This window comes from Neorhizobium fuzhouense (assembly GCF_042611105.1).
In the GTDB taxonomy this organism is placed as follows: domain Bacteria; phylum Pseudomonadota; class Alphaproteobacteria; order Rhizobiales; family Rhizobiaceae; genus Neorhizobium; species Neorhizobium galegae_A.
This window is the reverse complement of sequence record NZ_JBHFFP010000002.1, coordinates 574649-596924: the sequence shown is the minus strand read 5'-3', so window position 1 is coordinate 596924 and position 22276 is coordinate 574649. Positions and strand designations below refer to the sequence as shown.

The following is a 22276-nucleotide window of genomic DNA, read 5'->3' as shown; positions in this document are numbered from 1 at the left end:
AGCAGCGAAACAAAATGGAGCCTGGGTATGAACAGCATCGTCTGGCTTGTCGGAGCCGTCGTCATCGTCATTGCGGTCCTCAATCTGGTCGGGTTCGCCTGATCCTGAACCCCGAAGGCCACCCCTGTGAAGGTGGCGAACTGATCAAAGGAGAGAAAACATGAACAGCATCGTCTGGCTCGTTGGAGCCGTCGTCATCGTCATCGCAATCCTGTCTTTCGTCGGCCTCGCCTGAGGTTTTAACGACAGTCAAGGACGTTGTTTAAAAGGTGCTGCCTTCCTCGGGCGGCACCTTTTTTCGTACGCGGGTGACAGCAAACGGCAGATACGGATCTGCGGCCACAGGGGAGGTCCCCGTGGCCGCAGAGAGTTATCAGGCCGAGATCAGCACGCAGAAGGGCTGGCGGGCGAGCAGGTCGCCCAGGCGAAGTTCGGCGGCCGGCTGGATGACAGCGTCGGTCAGCAGATCCCGATAGCCATGGCCGGCAAGGCCGACATCCAGCTTCAAGAGGCTTTCCGTCCAGAGCGCGGGGGAGGGCAGTTGCGTCTCCGTGTCGGCCAGAAGAGTGCGCAGCATCAGGCGCGGTGCAACGATGATGACCGCCTTGTCCCCCTGGCGGCGCGCGAAGGCGACAAGATGGTCGGCGTTTGAGCCGGACACGTCGAGCGGAACATAGTCGCCTTCCAGAAACAGATCCGGCCATTGGTCGCGCAGGGGCAGGATGGTGGCGATCAGGCGCTGCTTCAGCCGCCCGTCGAGCCATGCCTCAGGATCGGCTGGATCGCAGCTGCAGTCGAGCCCGGCCATCAGTGCGGTGAAGTCCGGTGCGCGGCGGTTGTCGGGGTCGACAAGGCTTAAGTCGGTCCCTTCGCTTCCCTGGTAGATATCGGGAATGCCGGGCGCCGCAAGCTTGATCAGGGTCTGGGTGATGCTGTTGAGGCCACCTGCGGCAAACACCGGCTTCATGCGGGCCACGAAGTCACGCCGAAACTCTCCGCCGTCGGGGCCCAGCAGATGGCGGGCATAGTCGATGACCGCCTCCTCATAGGCGCTGTCCGGATCGTTCCAGCTCGTCCTCAGCTTGGCTTCGCGCAGGGACTTTTCGAGATAGGATACGAACCGCTCTTCGAGCGCCTTCAGCCCATCCGTATCCTCGGGTGCCAGATCGTGTGGCCATACACCGATAAGGGCCTGATAGATCAGCCATTCCAGCTCCGGCTCCGGCGCGGCGCCGGCATCCAGCTGACGCAGGGCCTTGCCGTTCATCTGGCGCCAGTGATTGAAGGCTTCGCGCCAGAGATCGGGCGCTTCGGAGAGCGCATACAGGCGGGCACGGGCGTCTTCTCCGCGCTTGGTATCATGGGTGGAGCTTGCCGACAGTCCGTGCGGCTGGTCTTCCAGGCGGGACTGCATTTCGTCATGGAATTGCGCAAGACCGGCCAGCGGCGGCAGAGGCTCGCCGCCCACTTCGTTCAGCGCAATCAGCGGGTTGATGCGGAAGAACAGCGTATCTTCCAGCGATTTGGCCATCAGAGGCCCGGTCAGCTGCTGGAAGCGGGTGCGGAATTCTGCCGCGCGCGCATCGAATTCCTCGCTGACATCGCCGACCAGAATGCGGGCCAGGAAGCCGAGCGGCTGCGGCTGCGGCGGATTTTCGCCGGCGCGCACGTCTGAGAGAACATCGCTTAATCGCTGGCTGTCGGCAGGCTCCAGCCCAAGCGCGGTGCCATAGGTGCGGTAGACCGGGAACGCGATCAGCAGCGCCCGCAGCGCCTCTCGCAGTGCATCGTCGCCAAACCGGCCGCTGTCCTCATGACCGGCGACGATGGCAAGTGCGATCGACAGGAGGGTGCTCACTTCGCCGGCAAAATTGACATCGACCATCAGCCCCTTGGCCTTGTGCATCTCGGCCTCCAGGTCGAGGGGGCGACCGAGGGTTTCGCTGTAATGGCTGTGGAAGGCGGCAAGGTTCTGCGGCTCGGCCAGAACATCCGACAGGCTGGCGATGAACTCATAGCCGGTTGTGCCGGATACCGGCCAGTCGGACGGCAGACGCTCGCCATGGGCGAGGATCTTTTCGACCACCAGGTAGCAGGCCGGCCCCACGGCCTCGCGCAGCCGCTGCAGATAGGCGCGCGGATCGGCAAGCCCGTCGACATGGTCGATGCGCAGCCCGTCCACCTTGCCGGAGCGCACGAGGTCGAGGATCAGCCGGTGGCTTTCTAGGAAAACTTCCTCCGTCTCGACGCGCAGACCCGCAAGACCGGTGATTTCGAAGAAACGGCGGTAGCTCAGCTCGCTCGGTGCGTCGCGCCAGTTCATCAGGCGGTAAGGCTGCGCCTCGTGAAGAGCCGCCAGCTTTTCTGGCCCAAGCGCGCGGTCCTTCAGCCTCTGGGCAAGCGTTGCGGCTTCGGGATCGGCGCAGAGCCTGCGCATCGTTTCATGAAAGTCCTCTTCGCCGGCGGGGGTAGCCGAGACGGCGGCCGCGCGGATTTTGTCGGCGAGTGCAAGGTCGATGCCCTGAAGCGCCAGGTCATAGGTTGCAGGTGACAGCGGATAGTGGCTGTCGAAATAGGACAGCGTCAGGCAGGCGGCCTTGGTGTCGAGGCTGACGGTGAGGTCGCCCTTTTCGGCCACGGTGCCGAAATCGTCGCCCAGCACCGGCAGCGTCAGCCGGTGCTGCCAGTTGACGTCGAAGAAATGGCTGAACGCGCTTTCCTTGCCCCATTCGATGATGCTGCGCCACCAGCGGTTTTCCAGCGCCGCGGCCATATGGTTCGGCACGATATCCAGGATAAGGCCGAGGCCATGGTCTTTGAGTGCAGCGCTCAGCCGCTCGAAGCCTTCGCGGCCGCCGATTTCCTCGGCAATCTCGTTGGCATCGGCCACGTCATAGCCATGCGTCGAGCCTTCCGCGGCCGTGAAGATCGGCGAGGCATAGAGATGGCTGATGCCCATCCGGTTGAGGTAGGGCACAAGCTCCACCGCGCGATCGAAGGTCATGCCGTTGCGGAACTGGATCCGGTAGGTCGAGCTGGGAATTGTCAAGCGAAATGCGCCTCCGACGCGTGTTCATGGTCGAGGTCATCAATCCATGGTGAGGTCAAGCCCCCTCTAACGTCGGGGCGGCACGCCGGTTCCGCCCTTTCGGTTCCGTCTCGTAAAAACGCAAGCATTGGCTGAAAACAACAGCACCTGCGCTTAGGCGGCGCAGGTGCTGGAGAGGTCATGGCGTGTCGGCCGTCGGCAGTCAGCGTTCCGGATTGTCGGCATTGGCCATCGGGCTTGGGCGGCCATCCAGCTGGTCTTCACCGAGGCGTTCGTCCTGGTCTTCAAGGTCGCTCTTGACGAGATACACATCGCCGCCGAGGCGCGATGCCTCCTGCTGGGCTTTCAGGTTGGTCTCGTCGACCTGCCCCTGCAAGGCATCTTCCGCCCGCTCCCGGTCGTCCTGGGAAAACCGGCGCGAGCCATCTTCTGTCATCTTGTCGCGGGCGTCCTGGTTGTCTTGTGCAGTCATGATCTTTGATCCTTTCGAGGCACGGCCGAAAATCGCCGGTTGCCAGAGAAACCCGTCGACAGGCCTTGCGGTTCCCTATGCCGCGGGCGGCGCAATGGAACCACGATTGCGGCGGGAAGTTTTGAGGGCAAGAGCGGGCAGCCAAAGGAGAAGACGATGCCGGCAAAATCCAAGGCACAGCAGAAGGCAGCAGGGGCAGCGCTTGCCGCCAAACGCGGCGATATCAAGAAGAGCGCGCTTCAGGGCGCCTCGAAGAGCATGGAAAAATCCATGTCGGAAAAGGAATTGCACGACATGGCCGCCACCAAACGCACCGGCAAGCCGCAGCATGCGGGGAAATCATGACGGTGGCGATGAACGTGCCGGCAACGCAAGAGGAACTGTCTGCCCTGTCACGGGCGCTCGAGGCGCTGCCGCTCCGGATCGGGCTTTACGTGCCCGATGACCTGCTGGAGGACTGGTTCGCGCCGGGGACGGGAATGGATCCGGTCACCGCGGCAGCGCTCGATGAGGCCGCTGCCTTTGCAAGGCGCCATGACTGCGAGTTCAAGCACTATCCCGAGCGTAAGGAAGCGGTGATGTGGAAGTGGGTGCCGGCGCTTTAGGCTGGCTTTCAGGTCGGTAATGACATCCGATCATCATCTTGAACGGCAAGCGGCAATCCCCATATCTGAGCGGACCCGGTGGTCCGGGCCCCTCTGGTGAAAGGGATCGACGCTTTCACGATGTCGGACCTCATAACGACATTTCCGTCGATTGAGAGAGCCAGACATGATTTCCGATATTTTCGCGTGGTTCATGACCATGTTCGTCATCACCCCGGTGCAGGCTGAACTGCAGTCGCATCTGCAGCAGATGAACGCCTCGACGCAGACTGTGCGTCAGGCCCAGCAGTGCCTTGCAACGCAGGGCCCGCGCCTCATCGAACGCGCCGGCCAGGAACCGGTCTGGGCGGTGACCACGGCGCTCGGCGTCACCTTCGGCTGGACGGCGCCGTCGTCCTTCCTCGACCGGAACGATCCGAACTGCGCGGTTCTTTCCGATATCCTGGAGAACAGGACGTCGGAAGACGTCGGTGCCTGACCTTAAATGCATGCCGGAGCGGCAGAACCGCTCCGGACGCGTTCAGGCATAGCTGTCGCGCAGCGCCTCGAAACGGGCGAGCTGTTCGGCGATCAGTTCGCGGGCGGCATCCCGCTTGACGAAGAGCTTGAACATGGCGGCCCCCTTCCGGTTCATGAACCAGACCGAACAGGAACGGCGGCCATGGAAGGCGCGGTCGACAAAGGTGATGCCGGCGCAGTTCTCCTTGCGGATATGACCGCCGATCGGGCTGTCGCCATGGATGTTGAACCAGCCATGGCCCTCGCTGCCGGCCGGCAGAGATCCTTCGGCCTCCAGAACGATATCGTCGGTGTGGACGATGAAGAGAACCTCGCCCCAGCCGGTCATCGCCGCCCAGATCGCTTCGAATGCAGCTTCCGGCGCCTGGGTGGCGGCGCCCGCTGGCAGCAGCGCCAGAATTTCGGCGGGCGTTACCGCAGCCGTTGCGGCAATCGCCTCCACCACGCCATCCGGCTTCTCGCCAAGGGCTGCCATGGCGCGCGTCCGGCGTGTCTCGGCCTCGTCGAGGGATGGGGAGAGCGCCGCGCTCATGCGGCCTCCGCAGCGTTTCCGTCACGACCTTCGTGGATGATCACGTCAAAGCCTTCGAAATGCGGGCCCGACAGATATTCCACCTTGCCGCGATTTTCACCGGCGCGGGCATGGGCGGCGCGGAACTGTTCCGACTTGGTCCATGCGGTGAAATGCTCTTGGCTTTCCCAGACCGTGTGCGACGCATAGAGCGTGTGATCTTCGTGCGTGCGCCCCTTCAGCATGTGGAATTCCATATAGCCCGGCACGGTCGACAGATGACGCTGGCGGCTGCGCCACATCTCTTCGAAAGCCTCCTCGAAACCCGGCACGACGCGGAAACGGTTCATGGCGATGTACATGGCAGATCCTTTAAACTAGTGCGAATGGCTCAAGATATCTGTTGCCCCGTCGGTTGAAAAGCCCTAATTCTTGTCGCCAACACTCATGTTATGTGGGGGCGTCGCGGTCGGGTCGGTTGGGGCGCCTCCGAATTGTGCTGGATGATAGGACGATGCAGGCTTTTCTCAAAACAGGTTTTCTGGCGCTTCTTTTGGCAGCACCGCTCCCGGGCGCGGCGGCGTTTGCCTCGGACGGACAAAATCCGAAGGCGCAGCGCATCGTCTCCATCGGCGGCACGGTCACCGAAATCCTCTACGCGCTCGGCGCCGAGGACCGCATTGTCGCGGTGGATTCGACCAGCAGCTATCCGCCGGGCACCAGGGGCAAGGCCGATGTCGGCTATATGCGTGCGCTCTCGGCCGAAGGCATTCTGGGCAAGACGCCGGATCTCATCCTCACCGAAGACGGGGCCGGTCCGCCCGATGCTCTGTCCATCCTGAAGGCCAGCGAAATCCCGGTCGTCACCATCGACACGCCGCCGGAAGGATCTGCCATCGCCAAGAAGATCCGCGATGTCGGCCACGCCGTCGGGCTGGACGAGAAGGCGGCCGTATTGGCCGACAAGACCGATCGCGATTTGAAGGCGCTTTCCGAAACGGTGGCAAAGCTGCCCGAAAAGCGCAAGCGCGTGCTGTTTGTTCTGTCGCTTGCCGGTGGGCGCATCATGGCCGGCGGCAAGGAGACGGAAGCGGCCGCCATCATCGAAATGGCCGGCGGCATCAATGCGGCCGACGGCATTTCCGGCTACAAGCCGCTGACCGACGAGGCGGTGATCGGCGCCCGTCCCGATGTCATCCTCGTGATGCAATCGGGCAACCACGGCGTAAAGCCGGACGAGGTGTTTGCGCTGCCCGCCTTCCAGTCGACGCCGGCAGCCGCAACCCGATCGCTGATCCAGATGGATGGCCTGCTGCTCCTAGGCTTTGGTCCGCGCACACCGGAAGCGGGGCGCGCCCTTGCCGCCCATCTTTACCCGGAAGCGTTTCCGGGATGAAAAGCCTGACGCTTCCCTTCCATCTGGGCGAGGATAACGGCGACCGTTCGCGGCTTGGCATGGCCATGCTGGTCGTTCTGACGCTGCTTCTGGTGATCGCCTGTCTCGTTTCGCTCGGCAGCGGCCCGACCGGCGCCGATCTTGGCCATCTCTGGCTTTATCTTACCGGCAGAAGCGCAGAGCTTGCGGTGCAGGAGCGGGTGGTCCTGGAGGCGGTGCGCCTGCCGCGCACGGCGCTTGGCGTTCTTGTTGGTGCCGGTCTTGGCGTTTCCGGCGCCATGATGCAGGGCCTGTTTCGCAATCCGCTCGCCGATCCCGGCATTGTCGGCGTCACCTCGGGTGCTGCCCTCTTTGCGGTTGCCGGCATCGTGCTCGGCGCGTCGGTTTTGGCGCCCGTCTCGATGCTGCTCGGAAGCCATTTCCTGCCGCTGATGGCCTTTCTCGGCGGGCTCTTGAATACCTGGGTTCTCTACCTCATCGCCACCCGCGATGGCGAGACCAGCACGTCGAAGCTCATTCTTTCCGGCATCGCTGTCGGGGCATTGAGCCTTGCCGCCATGGGGCTCTTGATCTTCATGGCCGATGACCGGCAATTGCGCGACATCACCTTCTGGAACCTCGGTTCGCTCGGCGGCGCCACCTTTACCCGCGTCCTTTCCATCCTGCCCTTCGTTGCGGTCGTCACCGGCATCATTCCCTTCGTCGCGCGCGGGCTCGATGCGCTGATTCTGGGGGATGCGGCCGCCTTTCACATGGGCATTCCGGTGCAGCGGCTGAAGCGGCTGGTGATCCTGGCCGTTGCTGCCGCTTGTGGTGCAACGGTTGCCGTTGCCGGCTCCATCGGTTTTGTCGGCATCGTCGTGCCGCATCTGTTGCGGCTGGTGATTGGCCCGTCGCACCGGTTCCTGCTGCCGGGCTCGGTCCTTGGCGGGGCGGCGCTGCTTCTCATTGCCGATAGTGTCGCACGCACCATCGTCTCGCCCGCCGAACTGCCAATCGGTATCATCACCGCTTTGTTCGGTGCGCCGGTTTTCCTGATGTTGCTGCTGGGCCGCAAGGGCGGCGCCGGCATGGGAGGTTTGTGATGATCCGTGCTCACGCGCTCACGGTCGAACGTGCTGGCCGCCGCCTGATTGACGCGGTGTCGCTCACCCTTCGCCCCGGCGAAGTGACCGTGGTGATCGGCCCGAACGGCGCCGGCAAGTCGACCCTGATGAAGGCGCTCTCCGGCGAGATCACGGTGTCCGACGGGCATGTCCGTTACGATGGCATCGATGTGTCGCTGCTCGACCCGAGAAAGCTTGCGGCCTGCCGGGCCGTGCTGCCGCAGGCAAGCGAACTGGCCTTTCCGTTTTCCGCGCTTGAAATCGTGCGCATGGGGGCGGTCGCAAGAGGGGCGCTTGATCCGGCAGCCGAAGCGCGGCGGGCACTTGCCCGTGTCGGTCTTGCCGGTTTCGAGGGGCGGCCCTATCCGTCGCTCTCCGGCGGCGAGCAGCAGCGCGTACAGTTTGCGCGCGCGCTGGCGCAGGTGCCTCACCCGGTGGAAGGCGGCCGGCCGCGGGCGCTCTTCCTTGATGAGCCGACCGCAAGCCTTGATCTCGGCCACCAGATTTCCGTTTTGGAAATTGCCGCCCGCTTTGCCCGCGAGGGTGGGGCCGTGCTTGCCATCCTGCACGATCTCAACCTCGCCGCCGAATTTGCCGACCAGGTCGTGGTGCTCTCAAAGGGCAGGGTAGTTGCGGAAGGACCGGCGGCGCAAACATTGAACGATACGGTCGTTGCCGATGTCTATGGTATTGCCGGTGCCGTCGGGCGCATGCCGGCCGCCCATATCCCCTTCGTGCTGCCGCAATCGCGCCACCGCGCAGCGCTGTAGAGATCAGGCCGCATCCGGCCTCGTCAGGATGAAGATCGATGAGCCGACCATCACCGCTGCCACCAGCAGCGCCCGCCAGAGCGGTGGCGCCGTGCCGAAGAAGAAGATGGCGTAGCTGACGCTCATCAGCGAGACGGCGGCAATCTTGGCCTTGCGCGAAATCGCGCCGCTCCGGCGCCAGTCGCGCAGCGGCTTTCCAAACCGTGGATGATTGAGGAGCCAGGCTTCCAGCCGCGGCGAGGAGCGCGTGAAGCAGGCAACGGCCAGCAGCAGAAACGGCGTGGTCGGCATCACCGGCAAGAACGCACCGATCACGCCCAGTGCCACGAACAGCCAGCCAAGGCCCATAAACAACCAACGCATGGTGGATAAATCCCAAAACCTGAGGTCCGCACCCTAGCGGAAACATCGGGCCTGCGAAACCGTCCGCACGCTCTGCGGTTCCTTTCACCGGTGGCCGATCAGGGCGCTGTCACGAGTGTGTTGCTGTAAGGCCTGTTCGGATGATGACGAACCGGCTCAGTGGAACTGCCGGCTGGTAATCCTGTTTCGGACCGTTATATTGCCGCGCAACATCAACGGAGTTGCAAGTGCCCATGTCGCAAAAGAAGGTTCTGGTTGTCGGTGGTGCCGGGTATATCGGTTCGCATAATTGCCTTCTTCTTGCAGAGCGCGGTTATTTGCCGATCGTCTTCGACAACCTGTCGAACGGCCATGCGGAATTTGCCAAATGGGGACCGCTGGAAGAGGGCGATATCCGCGACCGGGCACGGCTGGACGAGGTGTTTGAAAAGTACAAGCCGGATGCCGTCCTGCACTTTGCGGCCCTGATCGAAGTCGGCGAATCGGTGAAGAACCCGGTGGCCTTCTACGACAACAATGTCATCGGGGCGCTGACGCTTCTCTCGGCCGCCATGGATGCTGGCGTGAAAGCCTTCGTCTTCTCCTCCACCTGCGCCACCTATGGCTTGCCGGTGCAGGTGCCGATGGATGAAACCCATCCGCAGGCGCCCATCAATCCTTATGGCCGCACGAAATTCATCATCGAGCAGGCGCTGAAGGATTACGGCACCTACAAGGGCCTGCGCTCGGTCATGCTGCGTTATTTCAACGCGGCCGGCGCCGATTTCGAAGGCCGCATCGGCGAATGGCATACGCCGGAAACCCACGCCATTCCGCTTGCCATCGAGGCAGCGCTTGGTCGCCGCCAGGGCTTCAAGGTGTTCGGCGATGATTACGACACGCGTGACGGCACCTGCGTGCGCGACTATATCCACGTGCTCGATCTCGCTGACGCCCATGTGCGCGCCGTCGATTACCTGCTGAATGGCGGCGAGACGGTGGAACTGAACCTCGGCACCGGCACCGGCACCACGGTGAAGGAGCTGCTGGCGACGATCTCCGAAGTTTCGGGCAAGCCGTTCCCGGTCGAATATGTCGGCCGTCGCGATGGCGATTCCACCACGCTTGTCGCCAACAATGACAAGGCAAAGGCCGTGCTCGGCTGGGAGCCGCAATACACGCTGCACGACATCATCCGCTCGGCCTGGGACTGGCATTCCAAGGCGAATTTTCATCTGAACTGAGACGGGGACCCGCGATGGCGGATATGGGCAGCGTCAAGCTGGAGGAAAGCTGGAAAAAGGCGCTGAGGGGCGAGTTCGAGGCGCCCTATATGGCCGAACTTCGCCAATTCCTGCTCTTAGAAAAACAGGCGGGAAAACATATCTTTCCCAGGGGTTCCGATTACTTCCGCGCGCTCGATCTCACGCCCTTGGCAGAGGTGAAGGTCGTGATCCTCGGGCAGGACCCCTATCATGGGGCAGGGCAGGCGCATGGCCTGTGCTTCAGCGTGCGCCCCGGCGTGCGCGTGCCGCCGTCGCTCGTCAACATCTACAAGGAAATGCGCAGCGATCTCGGCATCGAACAGCCGGCGCACGGCTTTCTGGAGCATTGGGCGCGCCAGGGGGTGCTGCTCCTGAACAGCGTGTTGACGGTGGAGGAGGGGCGCGCTGCCGCCCATCAGGGCAAGGGCTGGGAACGCTTTACCGACGCCGTCATCCGCACGGTGAATGACGAATGCAGGCATGTCGTCTTCCTTCTCTGGGGCGCCTATGCGCAGAAGAAGGCAGCCTTCGTCGATCAGCGCCGGCATCTGGTGCTGAAGGCGCCGCATCCCTCGCCGCTGTCTGCCCATAACGGCTTCTTCGGCTCGGGTCATTTTTCCAGGGCGAATGCCTATCTGATGTCCAACGGCCGCGATCCCATCGACTGGCAACTGCCCGCCATCGCTGCCGAGAGTGCCTGACACCGTCTAGCTCTGTTTTGTGAACAATGCGTTCTGATTGTTCACTCTATCCAATTTGGCGGAAGAGGGCCATCTTCACCCCAGACAAGCGAGCCGGTTGACGGTCTCGCAGGAACAAAGGGGTTTTCAAGATGATTGACCAGATCAAGGGCCTGCATCACGTTACGTCCATGGCCGCCAGCGCCCGCGGCAACAACAAGTTCTTCACCGATACGCTCGGCCTGCGCCGCGTCAAGCAGACGGTCAATTTCGACGCACCGGATGTCTACCATCTGTACTATGGCGATGAGGTCGGCACGCCCGGCTCCGTCATGACCTATTTTCCGTTCCCGCACATCGCCAGGGGTCGTCCGGGCACCGGCGAAGTGGGCACCACGGTCTTTGCCGTTCCGGAAGGCTCGCTCGGCTACTGGGCAAACCGCCTGGCCGCCAAGGGCAGCCTGGAAATGAAGGCCGACGAGGCGTTCGGCGAAAAGCGCCTGAACTTCTTCGGTCCGGATGGCGACGGCTTTGCGCTTGCCGAAGTCAAGAACGATGCCCGAACCGGCTGGACCGGCAATGGCGTCGATGCCGATCACGCCATTCGCGGCTTTCATTCCGCCTCCATGCGTCTTCGCGACGAAGGGGCAACGGTGGAACTGTTGAAGTTCATGGGCTATCAGGAAGTCGATCGCAAGGATGGCGTCACCCGTCTTGCCATCCCCGGCGGCAATGGCGCCGATACGATCGACATCGAAACCATGCCGAACATTGCCCGTGCCCAGCAGGGCGCCGGCTCCGTGCATCACATTGCCTTTGCCGTTGAGAACCGCGCAAAGCAGCTGGAAGTGCGCAAGGCACTGATGGATACCGGTTACCAGGTGACCCCGGTCATCGACCGTGATTATTTCTGGGCGATCTATTTCCGCACGCCGGGCGGCGTCCTGTTCGAAATCGCCACCAACGAGCCGGGCTTTGACCGCGACGAGGATACCGCGCATCTGGGGCAAGCCCTGCAGCTGCCGAACCAGCACCGCCACCTGCGCTCTTACCTCGAAGAGCATCTGGAAAAGCTGGAAGGCTAAGAGGACGCTGTCATGAGCACCGAAAGCTATCTGCACCGCGTGCGCCCGGGAAAACCGGGCGCTCCCATCCTCTTCGTGTTTCACGGCACGGGGGGCGATGAAAACCAGTTCTTCGATTTCGGCGGCCGGCTTTTGCCGGAAGCCACTGTGATTTCGCCGCGAGGCGATGTCTCCGAACACGGCGCAGCGCGCTTCTTCCGCCGCAAGGCAGAGGGCCTCTACGACCTCGATGACCTTTCCCGCGCAACCAAGCGGATGGCGGACTTCGTTGCCGCCAACCGCGACAAATACCAGGCGGGACCGGTCATCGGCCTCGGCTTTTCGAACGGCGCCAACATTCTGGCCAATGTCGTCATCGAACAGCCGGACCTCTTTGCCGCCTCCGTGCTGATGCATCCGCTGATCCCCTTCCACCCCGCGCCGCGCCCCGGCACATCCCGGGTGCTGATCACCGCGGGTGAGAGGGACCCGATCTGCCCGGTGCCGCTCACCAAGGCGCTGGCGGATTATTTTACCGCTCAGGGCGAGGACGTGACGCTGGACTGGCACCCGGGCGGCCACGAAATCCGTCCGAACGAGATCGACGCGCTGAAGGCTTTTCTTCTGCCCTACGGCGCGTAACGGTTCGCGCGCCGTTCGGGTGCTTTTGCAAGGCCATTCCCGCCGATTCCCAAGCCTGCGAGTGGGCGCTAAAAGTTTAGTATTGACTAAACGTTTAGCGCCCACTATCTTTTTAGAATGAACCAGCCCGATCCAATCAACAGCATCCTGCGCGCTCTGGCAGATCCTACCCGCCGGGCGGTTTTCGAACGAATTGCCAGGAGCGACGAGATTTCCGTCTCGCAGTTGACCATTGGCAGCGGCGTGACCAAAGGAGCGGTTTCGCAGCATCTCAAGACGTTGAAACTGGCAGGCCTCGTCAATGAAAGGCCCGACGGGCGCAATGTTTACTACCGCGTGGAACCGGAGGGGCTTGCCTCTCTTGCCGACTGGATGAGCCATTACGACACCTTCTGGCGCCAACGCTTCACACATCTGAGGGATATCCTGAAGGAGATCGATCCATGAACGGGATGGGTGGAATGCCGGGCAGCCGGAGCATCGTCGTGGAGGAAAACTTTCCGCACTCTCCCGAGGTGATCTGGCGCGCGCTGACCGATGGCGCACTGATTGCCCGCTTCCTGATGCCGCCAACCGGTTTCCACCCCGTTGCGGGCACGCGTTTTACCTTTCACACGAAAGCGGCCGGCGCCTGGGACGGCACCATCCATTGCGAGGTGCTGGAGGTCGTTCCGAACGAGCGCTTCTCCTACTCCTGGAAAGGCGGCGACGACGCCAATACAGGCTATGGCTCGCGCCTCGATACGGTCGTGACCTGGACGCTTGCCCCGACCACGCAAGGCACGCGGCTGCGGCTTGTCCACTCGGGCTTCGACCTTCCCCGCAACGAAACGGCCTACGCAAACATGAGCGGAGGATGGAAGACGGTGGTTCCCCGCATCTCTCCGCTGCTTGACGACGTTCAGCAAGCCCCCGACGAAGGAGAACAGTGATGAGCGATGCCTATACAGGAGGCTGCGCCTGTGGCGCGCTTCGCTACCGTGTTGAAGGCCAGCCGGCCGCCATGGTCGATTGCCAGTGCCGGCAGTGCCAGCGGGAAAGTGGAACCGGTCACCAATCGCATCTGGTCTTTCAGGCTGCCGAAGTCTTAAAAGGGGGCGATGCAACGGAGTGGGAACTGACCGGAGACAGCGGTACCGTCAAGCGGCGCGCCTTCTGCCCGGTGTGCGGCTCGCCCGTCTACATGACCTTTCCATCCATGCCGGATATCTTCATCATCCGTGCGGCAAGTCTCGATGATCCCGCCCGCTACACGCCCTCCATGGTGACCTGGACCGATGCAGCCCAAGCCTGGGACGTCATCGATCCTGCGCTGACCGCATTCCCGGCGATGCCGACGCGGGCCTGAAGGCGGGTGCATTTGAGTGCGGAAGCTCTTCCAGAGCCTCCCGACCCGGTTATAGTGGTGCTTGATCACCGGGAATCGATAAGGCAACGGCATGACGTCAGCAGCAAAACAGGTCTTCAACCCTCCTTCGGTTCGAAAGCCGTTCGGACACTATAACCACGGCCTTCTGGTGCCGCCGGGCGCGTCGCTTCTCGTCACGTCGGGGCAGCTCGGCATCGCGACCGATGACAGCATTCCCCCGGATGTGACGGGGCAGGTGGAGCTGTGTTTCGAGGCGATCCGGGCGATTCTCGATGAGGCCGGGATGAGCTTTGCCGATGTCATCCGCATTTCCGGCTTCGTCACCAGGCGGGAGGATTTTGCGCCCTATATGGCGGTGCGCGATCGCTACACGCTGGACCCGAAGCCGGTATCCACGCTGATTATCGTTGGCGGCTTTACGCGGCCGGAATTTCTGGTCGAGGTAGAGGTGACCGCCGCCAAGGTGTTTTGACGGCGGCGCCTTGGAGACGGGACGCGGTTAGTCCGGCCAGGATTGCAGTGCCCGCAGCATCGGCGTTTTCTTGAAAATATGGCCGTCCATGCGCGCGAGGAGAGTGTCGAGCAGGGTGACGGCTTCAGCCACCGCCGGCCCCTTGTTCAGCATGACGCATTCGGCCCGCGCCGCCATTGCCGCATCGGTCATTTCTCCGCGCGAGGGAAGGCCGGTTTTGACCAGATCTTCCAGCACCTGGGTCGCCCAGATGGTCGGCACGGAGGCCGATTCGCAGATCCACAGGATTTCCTCCTGCATTTCCGCCACGCGCTCGAAGCCGATTTCAGCCGCCAGGTCCCCGCGCGCGATCATCACGCCGAAGGGGCGCTGGTGGCGCAGCGCCGTGGCGATCAGGACGGGAAGGTTGCGCACCGCAGCCGGCTGTTCGATCTTGGCCACGAGACCCAGCCTGCCTTTTCTGGCCCCCGCACCCTCTGCGCGGCCAGCCTCTGCGCCGTCATGGCGGCGAAGAGCTTCCTCCAGAAGATCGATATCCTCTGACCGGCTGACGAAGGAATAGCCGATCATGTCGGCGCATTCGACGACGCTCATCAGGTCCGCCTCGTCCTTGGCGGTGAGCGGCGAAAGACCAAGCGCCGTATCGGGCAGGTTCAGCCCCTTTTCCGGTTTGATCTTGGTGCCGCCCGTCTTGCAGCGGGTGACGCGGATGAGCGCGGCACCCTCCGACAGCGCCTCGACCACGCCTTCCAGCTTTCCGTCGTCATAGCGCACGCGGTCGCCGAGCGACAGCCGGGTGACGATCTGCGGCAGCGACACCGATGCGCAGACCCGCGCCTCGCCGGCAAGCGCCGGTTCTCCCTCGGCCACCAGCCGGAAGAGATCGCCGACGTCGAGCTTGGTGCCCTTGACCGGCACCACGGCCTCCGTGCGGATTTTGGGACCGGCAATATCCATGAGGATCTTCACCTGGCGTCCCAGCCGCTCGCCGGCTTCGCGCGCATGGCCGGCCATGGCGCGCCAGGCCTCGCGATCGTCATGGGCGCAGTTGATGCGGGCAATGGTCATGCCGCGCGCCACGAGATCGGCCACCATGTCGGGGGCTTCGGCCGCCTCGCTCGGAAGCGTCACCATGATGCGGCAGTGCCGATGCGAGGGCTCCGGCCCCAGTAGCTCGTCTGCCGCTGCGGCAAGGGCTGACTCACCGTCAAAGAACGCCGCTTCCGTCGGGCGTGGGAATGGCGGGGCGGCACCGGTTGCCGCCGCAAGGCTTGCCAGCACCGCATCGAGCGTCGGCAGCACGCGACCTTCCAGCCGCCCGAGCGAGGAAAAGCCGAGCCGCATCAGAAGCCGCTGCAGGGGGCGGATATCGCGCCGGCGCAGCGTCAGATAGTGTGAGAGATTGGCAAGGCGCTTGCAGTCCCGGTCGGAGACGGGCGCTTTCGAAAACAGAGCATCGGCAAGCGGTACGGCACTCTCGGCGATCGCTGTACGCAGCTCCACAAGTTCGTCGAAGAGCGCCTGCATTGCGCTAGCATCCTCTTCGCTGGTCTCCAAAACGTCCTGTCGGTTGCCCGGGGCGACGCCGTTTGCCGCGTCTGCGGCTCCGGCTGGAATAATGGTGTCTCTCTGTGCCTGAAGCATGGTGTTCTCCGCATCGCTGGGCCCAAGGCTGGGCTGCGGAGTTGACGGTGGTATGACAGGAAACGGCCGGCCTTGCGCCAGCGCAAATCCGGCCGTCAGATTGATCGCAGTGCGACGTCTTGGCGCAAGGGAAACCCGGCTTTGGCGCCGGCAAACGCGTCCTGCCTAGTAACCGCAGGCGCGCAGCTGGTTCTCGTAGCGGCTGGCCATGCTGGCCGAGCGTTGTGCCGCCTGGCGGGTGCCGGAGGAAAACTCGCCGCGTTCATAGCCGCTATGGCCGGAATAATAGGCGAGGTAGAGCCGGTAGCCGTCCTGGAGCGGGATGCCGTTCGTGTCATGGCTCTTGCGGTGATACCAGCCGACGAAATCGATGGCGTCGCCGAAGTCGGAGCGGCTGGCCCCCCAGCGACCGGTCTCGCGGCGATAGGTCTCCCAGGTGCCGTCGAGCGCCTGCGCATAGCCATAGGCAGAGGAGGCGCGCGTCCAGGGAATGAAGCCCAGGAGCTTGGTGCGCGGCGGCCGGGCGCGGGCACGGAAACCGGATTCCGTATAGATCGTCGCCATCAGAACCGGAACCGGCACACCGTATCGTTGTGAAGCAGTCCTTGCGTCGCGGGCCCAGTTGTTGAACAGTCCATCACGTTGTGCGAATATGGCGCAGGCATTGTCGATCCTGCTGGGGGCGGTACCGCACCCAACCAGCATCAGAAGGGCGATCAGAAAGACAATGCGCATCGCTTAACCTCTTGTTCCAAGAGATTTATAGCGATGAAAATTTAACGATGTCTTTAAATGATACAATCTTAAAAGTGTATCATTTCCGTCTTCACACGCATGAGGAACGCAGCGCGCGTGGCCTCGGTACAGTTGTTCATGTCGTAATGGGCGAGGAATTTAACCGGCGCGCCGAGGGCGATTTGTGCCCGGATGACACGCTTGATGATCTTTTTCGGCGGGTCCCCGACGAGAAACGCGCGCATGGGCGTGCCGCCATAGGTCAGGACGGCGCCGAGCTTGCGGATGTGGCGAAGCGTCGGCGTGAGCTTTCCGTCCTGAAGACCGAAGGAGACGCCGGGCAGCCAGACCCGATCGAAATAGCCCTTCAGCATGGCGGGAAAGCCGAAATTCCACACCGGCGTGCAGATGACCAGCCCCTCGGCCTGTTTCAGGCGTTCCACGTAGCTCTCGAGCCCCGCCATGTTGTCCGGGTAATCGTGATAGATCCGCCTTCCATGGGCGGAGAGGACCGGATCGAACCCTTCCGCATAGAGATCGCAGGCATCGACCGTATGACCGGCCTCCGCAAGGCTTGCGCAGGTCTGGCGAAACAGCGCCTTGCCATAGCTTTCCTCGACGGGGTGGGAGTGCAGAACCAGTACGCGCATCAGCAAAGCTCCAAATCTTGGTCCGGTGCGACCCCCGCCCGGACGTCAGGTCAAAACTTCCGCGCCGTTTGTCCCAGCACCGCATTCCCTCGCCGCCCAGCCGAGAAAAATAGGGATGCCATGTGATTGATCGCATGAGCCGGTGCGCCCGGCCGGGAGTACCTTCGGAATGGATAAAGTGGCGGTTAATCCTGTCGTGTCCTCATAGGGTGTGCGTGTGATGCCCCCCTCTGTCCTGCCGGACATCTCCCCCTCAAGGGGGGAGATCATCGTGTTAATGCCGTCCGCTTTCTCAATGCAGCGTTTCGCCAGACTTGGTCGCATGCACATCTTGGGCCGGCGGTTTTGCCTCTTGCCAATCTCCCCCCCTTGAGGGGGAGATGCCCGGCAGGGCAGAGGGGGGTAGGCCCCGGGAGAGACAATCGTTCTCCTACTCCCCTGCTTCGGAAAAGGCCTGTAGGCCGGGAAACAGGTAATTCTGGCCGGCCTTGAAGTCGAAATCGGGATTGTCCCAGGCAATCATCTTGCCGGGGTTGAGAAGCCCCTTCGGATCGGTTTCCTTCTTGAAGGCCAGTTGCACCTCGTCGGTCTGCTTCATGCCGCCTTCTTCCAGCGTGTAGCGGTGCGGGTTAAACACCGGGCAGCCATTCTCCTCGTGGATGCGGATGATTTCTTCCAGCCGCTCCCGCGTGGTGTAGCGCACCAGCGGCAGGCCGGAGCATTGCATGCGTCCGTCGAACTTGATGAATTCCAGATGGCCGGGCACCTCGTCGCCAAAGATCTCCGTCATTTTGGCAACCTTTGCCACATGGTCCGGCCCCGGATACTGCACCTGCAGATAGGTGAAGCCCGGATCGACCTTCAGCGCCCGCAGCGTCGTGTGGTTCCAACCGAGTTCATAGGCATGCGGAATGCCCTTCATGCTTTCCACGGTATCGGAGCGGAACAGCACTTCGCCCTTCATCTTCTGCGTCAGCGCCAGGAACGGCTCAATCGAATGCGGCGCCACCATCAGCACCACGATCGACTGGTTGCGGTGGCGGATGAACGGCTTGTGGCGCGGGAAGAAATCATAAGGAATCGGCGCTGCAATCGGCGCGACTTCCTTGAGCAAAATGCCGTTCTTGTGGGCGAGCGCATCGGCAAGACGGACGGCATCCATGTAGTCGTCGTAACCGACCAGCACATCCACCCAGTCATAGGCCGGCGCCAGCGGCATTTCGACTTCGGTGATGATGCCGTTGGTGCCATAGGCATGCGTCACCTTCTGGAGATCCCAGGCATTGAGATCGAGTACCCGCGGTTCGGCTTCCATGGTGACGACGCGCAGCCGCAGGATATTGCCGAGATCGCGAAGGCCGCCCCAGTGGATGGAACCGACGCCGCCCGAGCCGCCGGCGACAAAGCCGCCGATGGTGGCGGTCTGGGCGGTGGAGGGGTGGAAGCGCAATTCCTGGCCGGAATGGGCTTTCGTCTGCCGGTCAAGCTCGGCAATCACGATGCCCGGCTCGCAGATGACGCGGCCGGGATGGATTTCCTTCACCTTGTTCATGTTGATGAGGTTGAGGACAATGCCGCCGGCAAGCGGCATGGCTTGCCCGTAATTGCCGGTGCCGGCGCCGCGCGGGGTGACCGGAACGCCATGGGCATAGGCCACTTTCAGCGTGCGGATCACCTCTTCCTCATTCTTCGGCGAGACCACGAGATCGGCCGTCACATGGTCGAGTTCTGCCTTGAGAATCGGCGAATACCAGTAGAAATCGCGGCTCTTCTGGCGCACCAGTGCCGGATTGTCTTCCACCGCAATGCCGTCGAGGTCGCGTTTGATCTGTGCGTAATCGGCCATGTTATCGGTCCAGGATGGGGTCAAGGTCACGGTAATCCGGCAGGCGGCGGTCGATGCCCATGCCATTCCGCATCACGATGCGGTCCGCCTGCGGACGGGAAAGAAATTCGCTCCAGCGCCGCGCCGAAAACAGCACGAGATCGGCGGCAAGGCCGGCCTTGATGCGGCCGATGTCGGGCCGGCCGAGGCTGTCGGCGGGGGTGGTCGTCACCACGCGGGCCGCCTCGTCGAGCGGATGGTCGAGATGCAGGATGCGCACCGACTCGCGAAACACCTCGACCGCATCGAGATCGCCATAGGCGTAGAAGGGGTCGCGGGTGTTGTCGGAGGAGACCGAGGTCTTGACCCCTGCCGCCGTCAGTTCATGAAACAGCGTGACGCCCCGCCAGCGCGGCGTGCGCCCGGCATGGCGGTCCTGCAGATACATGTTGCACATGGGAAGCGAGACGACGGACAGACCGGCTTCGGCCACCATATCGACGGTGCGCTTTGCGAGATCTTCGTCCTGGCGCGCCAGCGAGCAGCAGTGACCGACGGTGACCTTGCCTTCAAAGCCGAGGCGCAGTTTCGTTTCGGCAATGGTTTTGAGCGTCAGAACCTGCTTGTCTTCCGTCTCGTCCACATGCAGGTCGATGTCGAGCCCGTTGTCGGCGGCTGCCCGAAACAGCGTTTCGAGGATGTTTTCAAAGTCGGGCAGGATGCGGGTTGCGCCACCGAGCAGCCCGCCATGGCGCTTCGTCACGGCGACGATATCGGCAAACACCGGCTCGTTCAGCACCTGCTCCAGCGGCAAAAGCGCCACGGCCTGCAGGGCGACACGGTCCTGCCATTCCGCGCGCAGCTCGGAAAAGACGGCAAAGGAAATATCGTGCTGCGGCGGAATGCTGTCGAGATGGGTGCGGATGAGTTTCGTGCCATGGGCATAGGCTGTCTTCAGCGAAAATTCCATGCGGGCGCGCACATCCTGCGCCGTCCAGTTTTGCGCCCGGTCAGCGCCGACATTTTCGAGCGCGCCCATGAACGTGCCGTCCGGGTTGCGCCGACGCTCCCAGATATGGCCCTTGTCGAGATGGGTGTGCATGTCAACAAAACAGGGAAACACCATGCCGTCGCGCAGATCGGCACGGGGAAGGGCAGCCGGTGCCGTGCCGGGCGAAACGATGCTTTCGATCTTGCCGCCGGCAATGATCAGGTCGGCCGAGACGAGGCCTTCGGTTGCCGGGGCGTCATAGCCTTCGACGGTGATGGCGGGCAGGGTGGCATTGGCCAGAACGAAATGGTCTGCTTTGGGCAGATCGAGAAAGGACATCAGTTTTCTCTCCTTATGCTGCTCTCGTGCCAGCGGTGAAGCCCGAGCCAGGCGATGAAGGAGGTGATGCCGAAGATCACCACGCCGAGCGCCGAGAGGAGGATCAGTGCTGCAAAGAGACGCGGAATATTGAGGCGGTACTGGGCTTCCAGGAGCCGGAAGGCGAGACCGGAGCCGGCACCGGCGGAGCCTGCGGCAAATTCGGCAACGACGGCGGCAATCAGCGACAGGCCGCCGCCGATCCTGAGCCCCGTCATGAAATAGGGAAGGGAGGCCGGCAGCTTCAGATAGATCAGTGTCTGGAGCCGCGACGCGCCGTAAAGGTCGAACAGGTTCAATAGGTTGTGGTCGACGCTTTTCAGACCCTGCACCATGTTGGAGAGGATCGGAAAGAAGGCGACGAGGAAGGCGCAGATGAGAAGCGCCACCTGCGTGGTCGGCGCATAGATGAGGATGAGCGGCGCGATGGCCACGATCGGGGTCACCTGCAGGATGACGGCGATCGGATAAAATGCCGTCTCGATCCATTTCGACTGCACGAGAAAAACGGCGATGCCGACGCCGCCGACAAGCGCCAGGGCCAGCGCCGACATCGTGATCTTCGTCGTCACCCAGAGCGCCGGCGACAGCGTGCCCCAGTCCTTGACGAGGGCGAGCGCCACCGCGCCCGGGCCGGGCAGGATATATTGCGGCACGCCGGTTGCCGTCACCAGCACCTGCCAGAGAAGCACCAGGCAGACGACGACGAGGATCGGAATGACGATGCGCAGCAGCGTTTCGCGATGGCGGGAGACAAAGCCCGGTTCGTGCAAGGCGGCCATCAATGCATCTCCATGCCATCGGCGAGGGGAAAGCCGATCGCTTCCATCAGCGAATGCGACACCTTTTCGCAAGTTGCGCGATATTCTTCCGAACTGCGATAAAGCGGGCCGCGATCCAGGCTGGTGGAAAGCGGAAAATCCGCATGCACCCGGCCGGGCCGCGCCTTCATCACCACGATGCGGTTGGAGAGATAGGCGCTCTCGAACACCGAATGGGTAACGAAGATGACGGTGATGCCCGTCTCGCGCCAGAGCCGCAGCACGTCGTCATTGAGTTTCTGGCGGGTGATTTCGTCGAGCGCCGCGAAAGGCTCGTCCATCAGGAGGAGTTTTGGCTTCGTGACGAGCGCGCGGGCAATCGAAACACGCATCTTCATGCCGCCGGAAAGTTCTCGCGGATAGGCGTCGGCGAAATCCTTGAGCCCCACCATGTCGAGGGAGGTCATGATGTTGTCGCGCGCGGCAGCCTTCGAGACGCCGGCAAGCCTGAGCGGCAGGTAGACATTGCCGAACACCGTCTGCCACGGCATCAGCGTCGGCTCCTGGAAGACGAAGGAAATATCGCCTTCCGGCAGGCCCTTGGAATTGATGCGCGAGCTTGGCCAGTCGATCTCGCCGGTGGTGACATCGCCGAGCCCCGCAATGATGCGCAGCGCCGTCGACTTGCCGCAGCCGGAGGGACCAAGCAGGCTCACGAACTCTCCACCCTGGACGGTGAGCGACATATCCGACAGCGCCAGTGTGCCGCTCGAAAAGCTCTTGGAGACATTGCGCATCACCACCAACGGGCGCTTGTGGGAGGCGGGGGGCAGTGGGGCATCAGTCTCGGTCATAAAGGGCCTTGTGTTCTTTGCATGTGTGTTGGGGCTTTCCAGAGTTTTTCGAAAAGCTGCCCCTCACCCTAACCCTCTCCCCGTCGGGACGGGGAGAGGGGACTTCGTTGTGCGCCAAAGGCACTGTCAGACTCAGCGGCTGTCGCGACCTGCGCCAAGCGAGCCGATGCTGGCAA

General features: G+C 62.7%; 26 protein-coding genes. 14 read left to right on the top strand and 12 right to left on the bottom strand.

What is annotated here, in order from left to right; genetic code table 11:
- Positions 1 to 373: 373 nt before the first annotated feature.
- Positions 374 to 3049, bottom strand: coding sequence for a malto-oligosyltrehalose synthase (treY, locus tag ACEXP3_RS06695; protein WP_377296553.1), 2676 nt, complete (start codon positions 3047 to 3049; stop codon positions 374 to 376).
- Between the two features lie 202 nt (positions 3050 to 3251).
- Positions 3252 to 3521, bottom strand: coding sequence for a hypothetical protein (locus tag ACEXP3_RS06690; RefSeq protein ID WP_377296551.1), 270 nt, complete (start codon positions 3519 to 3521; stop codon positions 3252 to 3254).
- A gap of 156 nt (positions 3522 to 3677) precedes the next feature.
- On the opposite strand from ACEXP3_RS06690, the gene ACEXP3_RS06685 reads away from it, so the two are divergent.
- From ACEXP3_RS06685 to ACEXP3_RS06675, 3 genes are all read left to right on the top strand, one after another.
- Positions 3678 to 3866 carry a DUF3008 family protein gene (locus tag ACEXP3_RS06685; protein ID WP_377296550.1) on the top strand — a complete coding sequence of 63 codons (189 nt, stop codon included), beginning with the start codon at positions 3678 to 3680 and terminating at the stop codon, positions 3864 to 3866.
- 14 nt (positions 3867 to 3880) lie between these two features.
- Positions 3881 to 4126: a hypothetical protein gene (locus ACEXP3_RS06680; RefSeq protein WP_377296605.1), complete on the top strand. Its 246-nt coding sequence runs from the start codon at positions 3881 to 3883 to the stop codon at positions 4124 to 4126.
- 166 nt (positions 4127 to 4292) lie between these two features.
- On the top strand, positions 4293 to 4604 hold the full coding sequence (locus tag ACEXP3_RS06675) for a hypothetical protein (protein ID WP_377296549.1): 312 nt from the start codon (positions 4293 to 4295) through the stop codon (positions 4602 to 4604).
- A gap of 42 nt (positions 4605 to 4646) precedes the next feature.
- Here the strand turns inward: ACEXP3_RS06675 and hutX are convergent, their stop codons facing one another.
- Both hutX and hmuQ read right to left on the bottom strand, forming a co-directional pair.
- Entirely contained in the window at positions 4647 to 5177 is a 531-nt protein-coding gene (gene hutX, locus ACEXP3_RS06670; RefSeq protein ID WP_377296548.1) for a heme utilization cystosolic carrier protein HutX, read from the bottom strand.
- Positions 5174 to 5518 carry a heme-degrading protein HmuQ gene (hmuQ, locus tag ACEXP3_RS06665; protein WP_210104227.1) on the bottom strand — a complete coding sequence of 115 codons (345 nt, stop codon included), beginning with the start codon at positions 5516 to 5518 and terminating at the stop codon, positions 5174 to 5176. The genes hutX and hmuQ overlap by 4 nt, the downstream gene beginning before the upstream one ends.
- Before the next feature lie 152 nt (positions 5519 to 5670).
- Here hmuQ and ACEXP3_RS06660 point away from each other — a divergent pair, with 152 nt between their 5' ends.
- Genes ACEXP3_RS06660 through ACEXP3_RS06650 form a run of 3 tightly spaced genes read left to right on the top strand, consistent with a single transcriptional unit; the run spans position 5671 to position 8428 of the window.
- The gene (locus ACEXP3_RS06660) at positions 5671 to 6552 is read left to right on the top strand and encodes a heme/hemin ABC transporter substrate-binding protein (protein ID WP_377296547.1); all 882 of its coding nucleotides are present in this window, start codon (positions 5671 to 5673) and stop codon (positions 6550 to 6552) included.
- Entirely contained in the window at positions 6549 to 7637 is a 1089-nt protein-coding gene (locus ACEXP3_RS06655; protein WP_377296546.1) for a FecCD family ABC transporter permease, read from the top strand. Before ACEXP3_RS06660 ends, ACEXP3_RS06655 begins: the two co-directional genes overlap by 4 nt.
- Positions 7637 to 8428 (top strand): heme ABC transporter ATP-binding protein, encoded by a 792-nt coding sequence (locus tag ACEXP3_RS06650; RefSeq protein WP_377296545.1) that lies wholly within the window; start codon positions 7637 to 7639, stop codon positions 8426 to 8428. Before ACEXP3_RS06655 ends, ACEXP3_RS06650 begins: the two co-directional genes overlap by 1 nt.
- A 3-nt stretch (positions 8429 to 8431) precedes the next feature.
- On the opposite strand, the gene ACEXP3_RS06645 is transcribed toward ACEXP3_RS06650, so the two are convergent.
- Positions 8432 to 8791: a YbaN family protein gene (locus tag ACEXP3_RS06645; RefSeq protein WP_377296544.1), complete on the bottom strand. Its 360-nt coding sequence runs from the start codon at positions 8789 to 8791 to the stop codon at positions 8432 to 8434.
- Between the two features lie 233 nt (positions 8792 to 9024).
- On the opposite strand from ACEXP3_RS06645, the gene galE reads away from it, so the two are divergent.
- The 8 genes from galE (at position 9025) to ACEXP3_RS06605 (ending at position 14262) form a co-directional block, all read left to right on the top strand.
- Entirely contained in the window at positions 9025 to 10014 is a 990-nt protein-coding gene (gene galE, locus ACEXP3_RS06640; protein WP_377296543.1) for a UDP-glucose 4-epimerase GalE, read from the top strand.
- 14 nt (positions 10015 to 10028) lie between these two features.
- Positions 10029 to 10736 (top strand): uracil-DNA glycosylase, encoded by a 708-nt coding sequence (ung, locus tag ACEXP3_RS06635; RefSeq protein ID WP_377296542.1) that lies wholly within the window; start codon positions 10029 to 10031, stop codon positions 10734 to 10736.
- A 131-nt stretch (positions 10737 to 10867) separates the two neighbouring features.
- On the top strand, positions 10868 to 11800 hold the full coding sequence (locus tag ACEXP3_RS06630; RefSeq protein WP_377296541.1) for a VOC family protein: 933 nt from the start codon (positions 10868 to 10870) through the stop codon (positions 11798 to 11800).
- A gap of 12 nt (positions 11801 to 11812) precedes the next feature.
- Positions 11813 to 12421, top strand: a complete 609-nt coding sequence (locus ACEXP3_RS06625; RefSeq protein WP_377296540.1) for an alpha/beta hydrolase — start codon at positions 11813 to 11815, stop codon at positions 12419 to 12421.
- Between the two features lie 117 nt (positions 12422 to 12538).
- Positions 12539 to 12868, top strand: a complete 330-nt coding sequence (locus tag ACEXP3_RS06620; RefSeq protein ID WP_377296539.1) for an ArsR/SmtB family transcription factor — start codon at positions 12539 to 12541, stop codon at positions 12866 to 12868.
- Positions 12865 to 13353 (top strand): SRPBCC family protein, encoded by a 489-nt coding sequence (locus ACEXP3_RS06615; protein ID WP_377296538.1) that lies wholly within the window; start codon positions 12865 to 12867, stop codon positions 13351 to 13353. Before ACEXP3_RS06620 ends, ACEXP3_RS06615 begins: the two co-directional genes overlap by 4 nt.
- Positions 13353 to 13769, top strand: coding sequence for a GFA family protein (locus ACEXP3_RS06610; RefSeq protein ID WP_377296537.1), 417 nt, complete (start codon positions 13353 to 13355; stop codon positions 13767 to 13769). Before ACEXP3_RS06615 ends, ACEXP3_RS06610 begins: the two co-directional genes overlap by 1 nt.
- A gap of 91 nt (positions 13770 to 13860) precedes the next feature.
- Positions 13861 to 14262: a RidA family protein gene (locus tag ACEXP3_RS06605; protein ID WP_377296536.1), complete on the top strand. Its 402-nt coding sequence runs from the start codon at positions 13861 to 13863 to the stop codon at positions 14260 to 14262.
- A gap of 27 nt (positions 14263 to 14289) precedes the next feature.
- Here the strand turns inward: ACEXP3_RS06605 and ACEXP3_RS06600 are convergent, their stop codons facing one another.
- The 7 genes from ACEXP3_RS06600 to ACEXP3_RS06570 form a co-directional block, all read right to left on the bottom strand.
- On the bottom strand, positions 14290 to 15789 hold the full coding sequence (locus ACEXP3_RS06600; RefSeq protein WP_377296535.1) for a pyruvate kinase: 1500 nt from the start codon (positions 15787 to 15789) through the stop codon (positions 14290 to 14292).
- A 282-nt stretch (positions 15790 to 16071) separates the two neighbouring features.
- On the bottom strand, positions 16072 to 16641 hold the full coding sequence (locus ACEXP3_RS06595) for a transglycosylase SLT domain-containing protein (RefSeq protein ID WP_377296534.1): 570 nt from the start codon (positions 16639 to 16641) through the stop codon (positions 16072 to 16074).
- A gap of 68 nt (positions 16642 to 16709) precedes the next feature.
- Complete coding sequence (locus ACEXP3_RS06590) at positions 16710 to 17291, bottom strand: NAD(P)H-dependent oxidoreductase (RefSeq protein ID WP_377296533.1); 582 nt, start codon at positions 17289 to 17291, stop codon at positions 16710 to 16712.
- Positions 17292 to 17721: 430 nt separating this feature from the next.
- Positions 17722 to 19137: an FAD-binding oxidoreductase gene (locus ACEXP3_RS06585; protein WP_377296532.1), complete on the bottom strand. Its 1416-nt coding sequence runs from the start codon at positions 19135 to 19137 to the stop codon at positions 17722 to 17724.
- Between the two features lies 1 nt (position 19138).
- Positions 19139 to 20446, bottom strand: coding sequence for a cytosine deaminase (locus ACEXP3_RS06580; protein WP_377296531.1), 1308 nt, complete (start codon positions 20444 to 20446; stop codon positions 19139 to 19141).
- Positions 20446 to 21267, bottom strand: coding sequence for an ABC transporter permease (locus tag ACEXP3_RS06575; RefSeq protein ID WP_377296530.1), 822 nt, complete (start codon positions 21265 to 21267; stop codon positions 20446 to 20448). The genes ACEXP3_RS06580 and ACEXP3_RS06575 overlap by 1 nt, the downstream gene beginning before the upstream one ends.
- Entirely contained in the window at positions 21267 to 22100 is an 834-nt protein-coding gene (locus ACEXP3_RS06570; RefSeq protein WP_377296529.1) for an ABC transporter ATP-binding protein, read from the bottom strand. The genes ACEXP3_RS06575 and ACEXP3_RS06570 overlap by 1 nt, the downstream gene beginning before the upstream one ends.
- Positions 22101 to 22276 lie beyond the last annotated feature (176 nt).

Bases quoted from the DNA above. Each gene is read 5' to 3' on its own strand.
- ACEXP3_RS06690 (WP_377296551.1), bottom strand. From the start codon at position 3,521: ATGACTGCACAAGACAACCAGGACGCCCGCGACAAGATGACAGAAGAT.
- ACEXP3_RS06655 (WP_377296546.1), top strand. From the start codon at position 6,549: ATGAAAAGCCTGACGCTTCCCTTCCATCTGGGCGAGGATAACGGCGAC.
- ACEXP3_RS06675 (WP_377296549.1), top strand. From the start codon at position 4,293: ATGATTTCCGATATTTTCGCGTGGTTCATGACCATGTTCGTCATCACC.
- ACEXP3_RS06575 (WP_377296530.1), bottom strand. From the start codon at position 21,267: ATGGCCGCCTTGCACGAACCGGGCTTTGTCTCCCGCCATCGCGAAACG.
- ACEXP3_RS06610 (WP_377296537.1), top strand. From the start codon at position 13,353: ATGAGCGATGCCTATACAGGAGGCTGCGCCTGTGGCGCGCTTCGCTAC.
- ACEXP3_RS06650 (WP_377296545.1), top strand. From the start codon at position 7,637: ATGATCCGTGCTCACGCGCTCACGGTCGAACGTGCTGGCCGCCGCCTG.
- ACEXP3_RS06620 (WP_377296539.1), top strand. From the start codon at position 12,539: ATGAACCAGCCCGATCCAATCAACAGCATCCTGCGCGCTCTGGCAGAT.
- ACEXP3_RS06580 (WP_377296531.1), bottom strand. From the start codon at position 20,446: ATGTCCTTTCTCGATCTGCCCAAAGCAGACCATTTCGTTCTGGCCAAT.
- ACEXP3_RS06600 (WP_377296535.1), bottom strand. From the start codon at position 15,789: ATGCAGGCGCTCTTCGACGAACTTGTGGAGCTGCGTACAGCGATCGCC.
- ACEXP3_RS06605 (WP_377296536.1), top strand. From the start codon at position 13,861: ATGACGTCAGCAGCAAAACAGGTCTTCAACCCTCCTTCGGTTCGAAAG.
- ACEXP3_RS06595 (WP_377296534.1), bottom strand. From the start codon at position 16,641: ATGCGCATTGTCTTTCTGATCGCCCTTCTGATGCTGGTTGGGTGCGGT.
- ACEXP3_RS06660 (WP_377296547.1), top strand. From the start codon at position 5,671: ATGCAGGCTTTTCTCAAAACAGGTTTTCTGGCGCTTCTTTTGGCAGCA.
- ACEXP3_RS06585 (WP_377296532.1), bottom strand. From the start codon at position 19,137: ATGGCCGATTACGCACAGATCAAACGCGACCTCGACGGCATTGCGGTG.
- hutX (WP_377296548.1), bottom strand. From the start codon at position 5,177: ATGAGCGCGGCGCTCTCCCCATCCCTCGACGAGGCCGAGACACGCCGG.
- ACEXP3_RS06685 (WP_377296550.1), top strand. From the start codon at position 3,678: ATGCCGGCAAAATCCAAGGCACAGCAGAAGGCAGCAGGGGCAGCGCTT.
- hmuQ (WP_210104227.1), bottom strand. From the start codon at position 5,518: ATGTACATCGCCATGAACCGTTTCCGCGTCGTGCCGGGTTTCGAGGAG.
- ACEXP3_RS06615 (WP_377296538.1), top strand. From the start codon at position 12,865: ATGAACGGGATGGGTGGAATGCCGGGCAGCCGGAGCATCGTCGTGGAG.
- ACEXP3_RS06630 (WP_377296541.1), top strand. From the start codon at position 10,868: ATGATTGACCAGATCAAGGGCCTGCATCACGTTACGTCCATGGCCGCC.
- ACEXP3_RS06570 (WP_377296529.1), bottom strand. From the start codon at position 22,100: ATGACCGAGACTGATGCCCCACTGCCCCCCGCCTCCCACAAGCGCCCG.
- ACEXP3_RS06590 (WP_377296533.1), bottom strand. From the start codon at position 17,291: ATGCGCGTACTGGTTCTGCACTCCCACCCCGTCGAGGAAAGCTATGGC.
- ACEXP3_RS06625 (WP_377296540.1), top strand. From the start codon at position 11,813: ATGAGCACCGAAAGCTATCTGCACCGCGTGCGCCCGGGAAAACCGGGC.
- ACEXP3_RS06645 (WP_377296544.1), bottom strand. From the start codon at position 8,791: ATGCGTTGGTTGTTTATGGGCCTTGGCTGGCTGTTCGTGGCACTGGGC.
- ung (WP_377296542.1), top strand. From the start codon at position 10,029: ATGGCGGATATGGGCAGCGTCAAGCTGGAGGAAAGCTGGAAAAAGGCG.
- galE (WP_377296543.1), top strand. From the start codon at position 9,025: ATGTCGCAAAAGAAGGTTCTGGTTGTCGGTGGTGCCGGGTATATCGGT.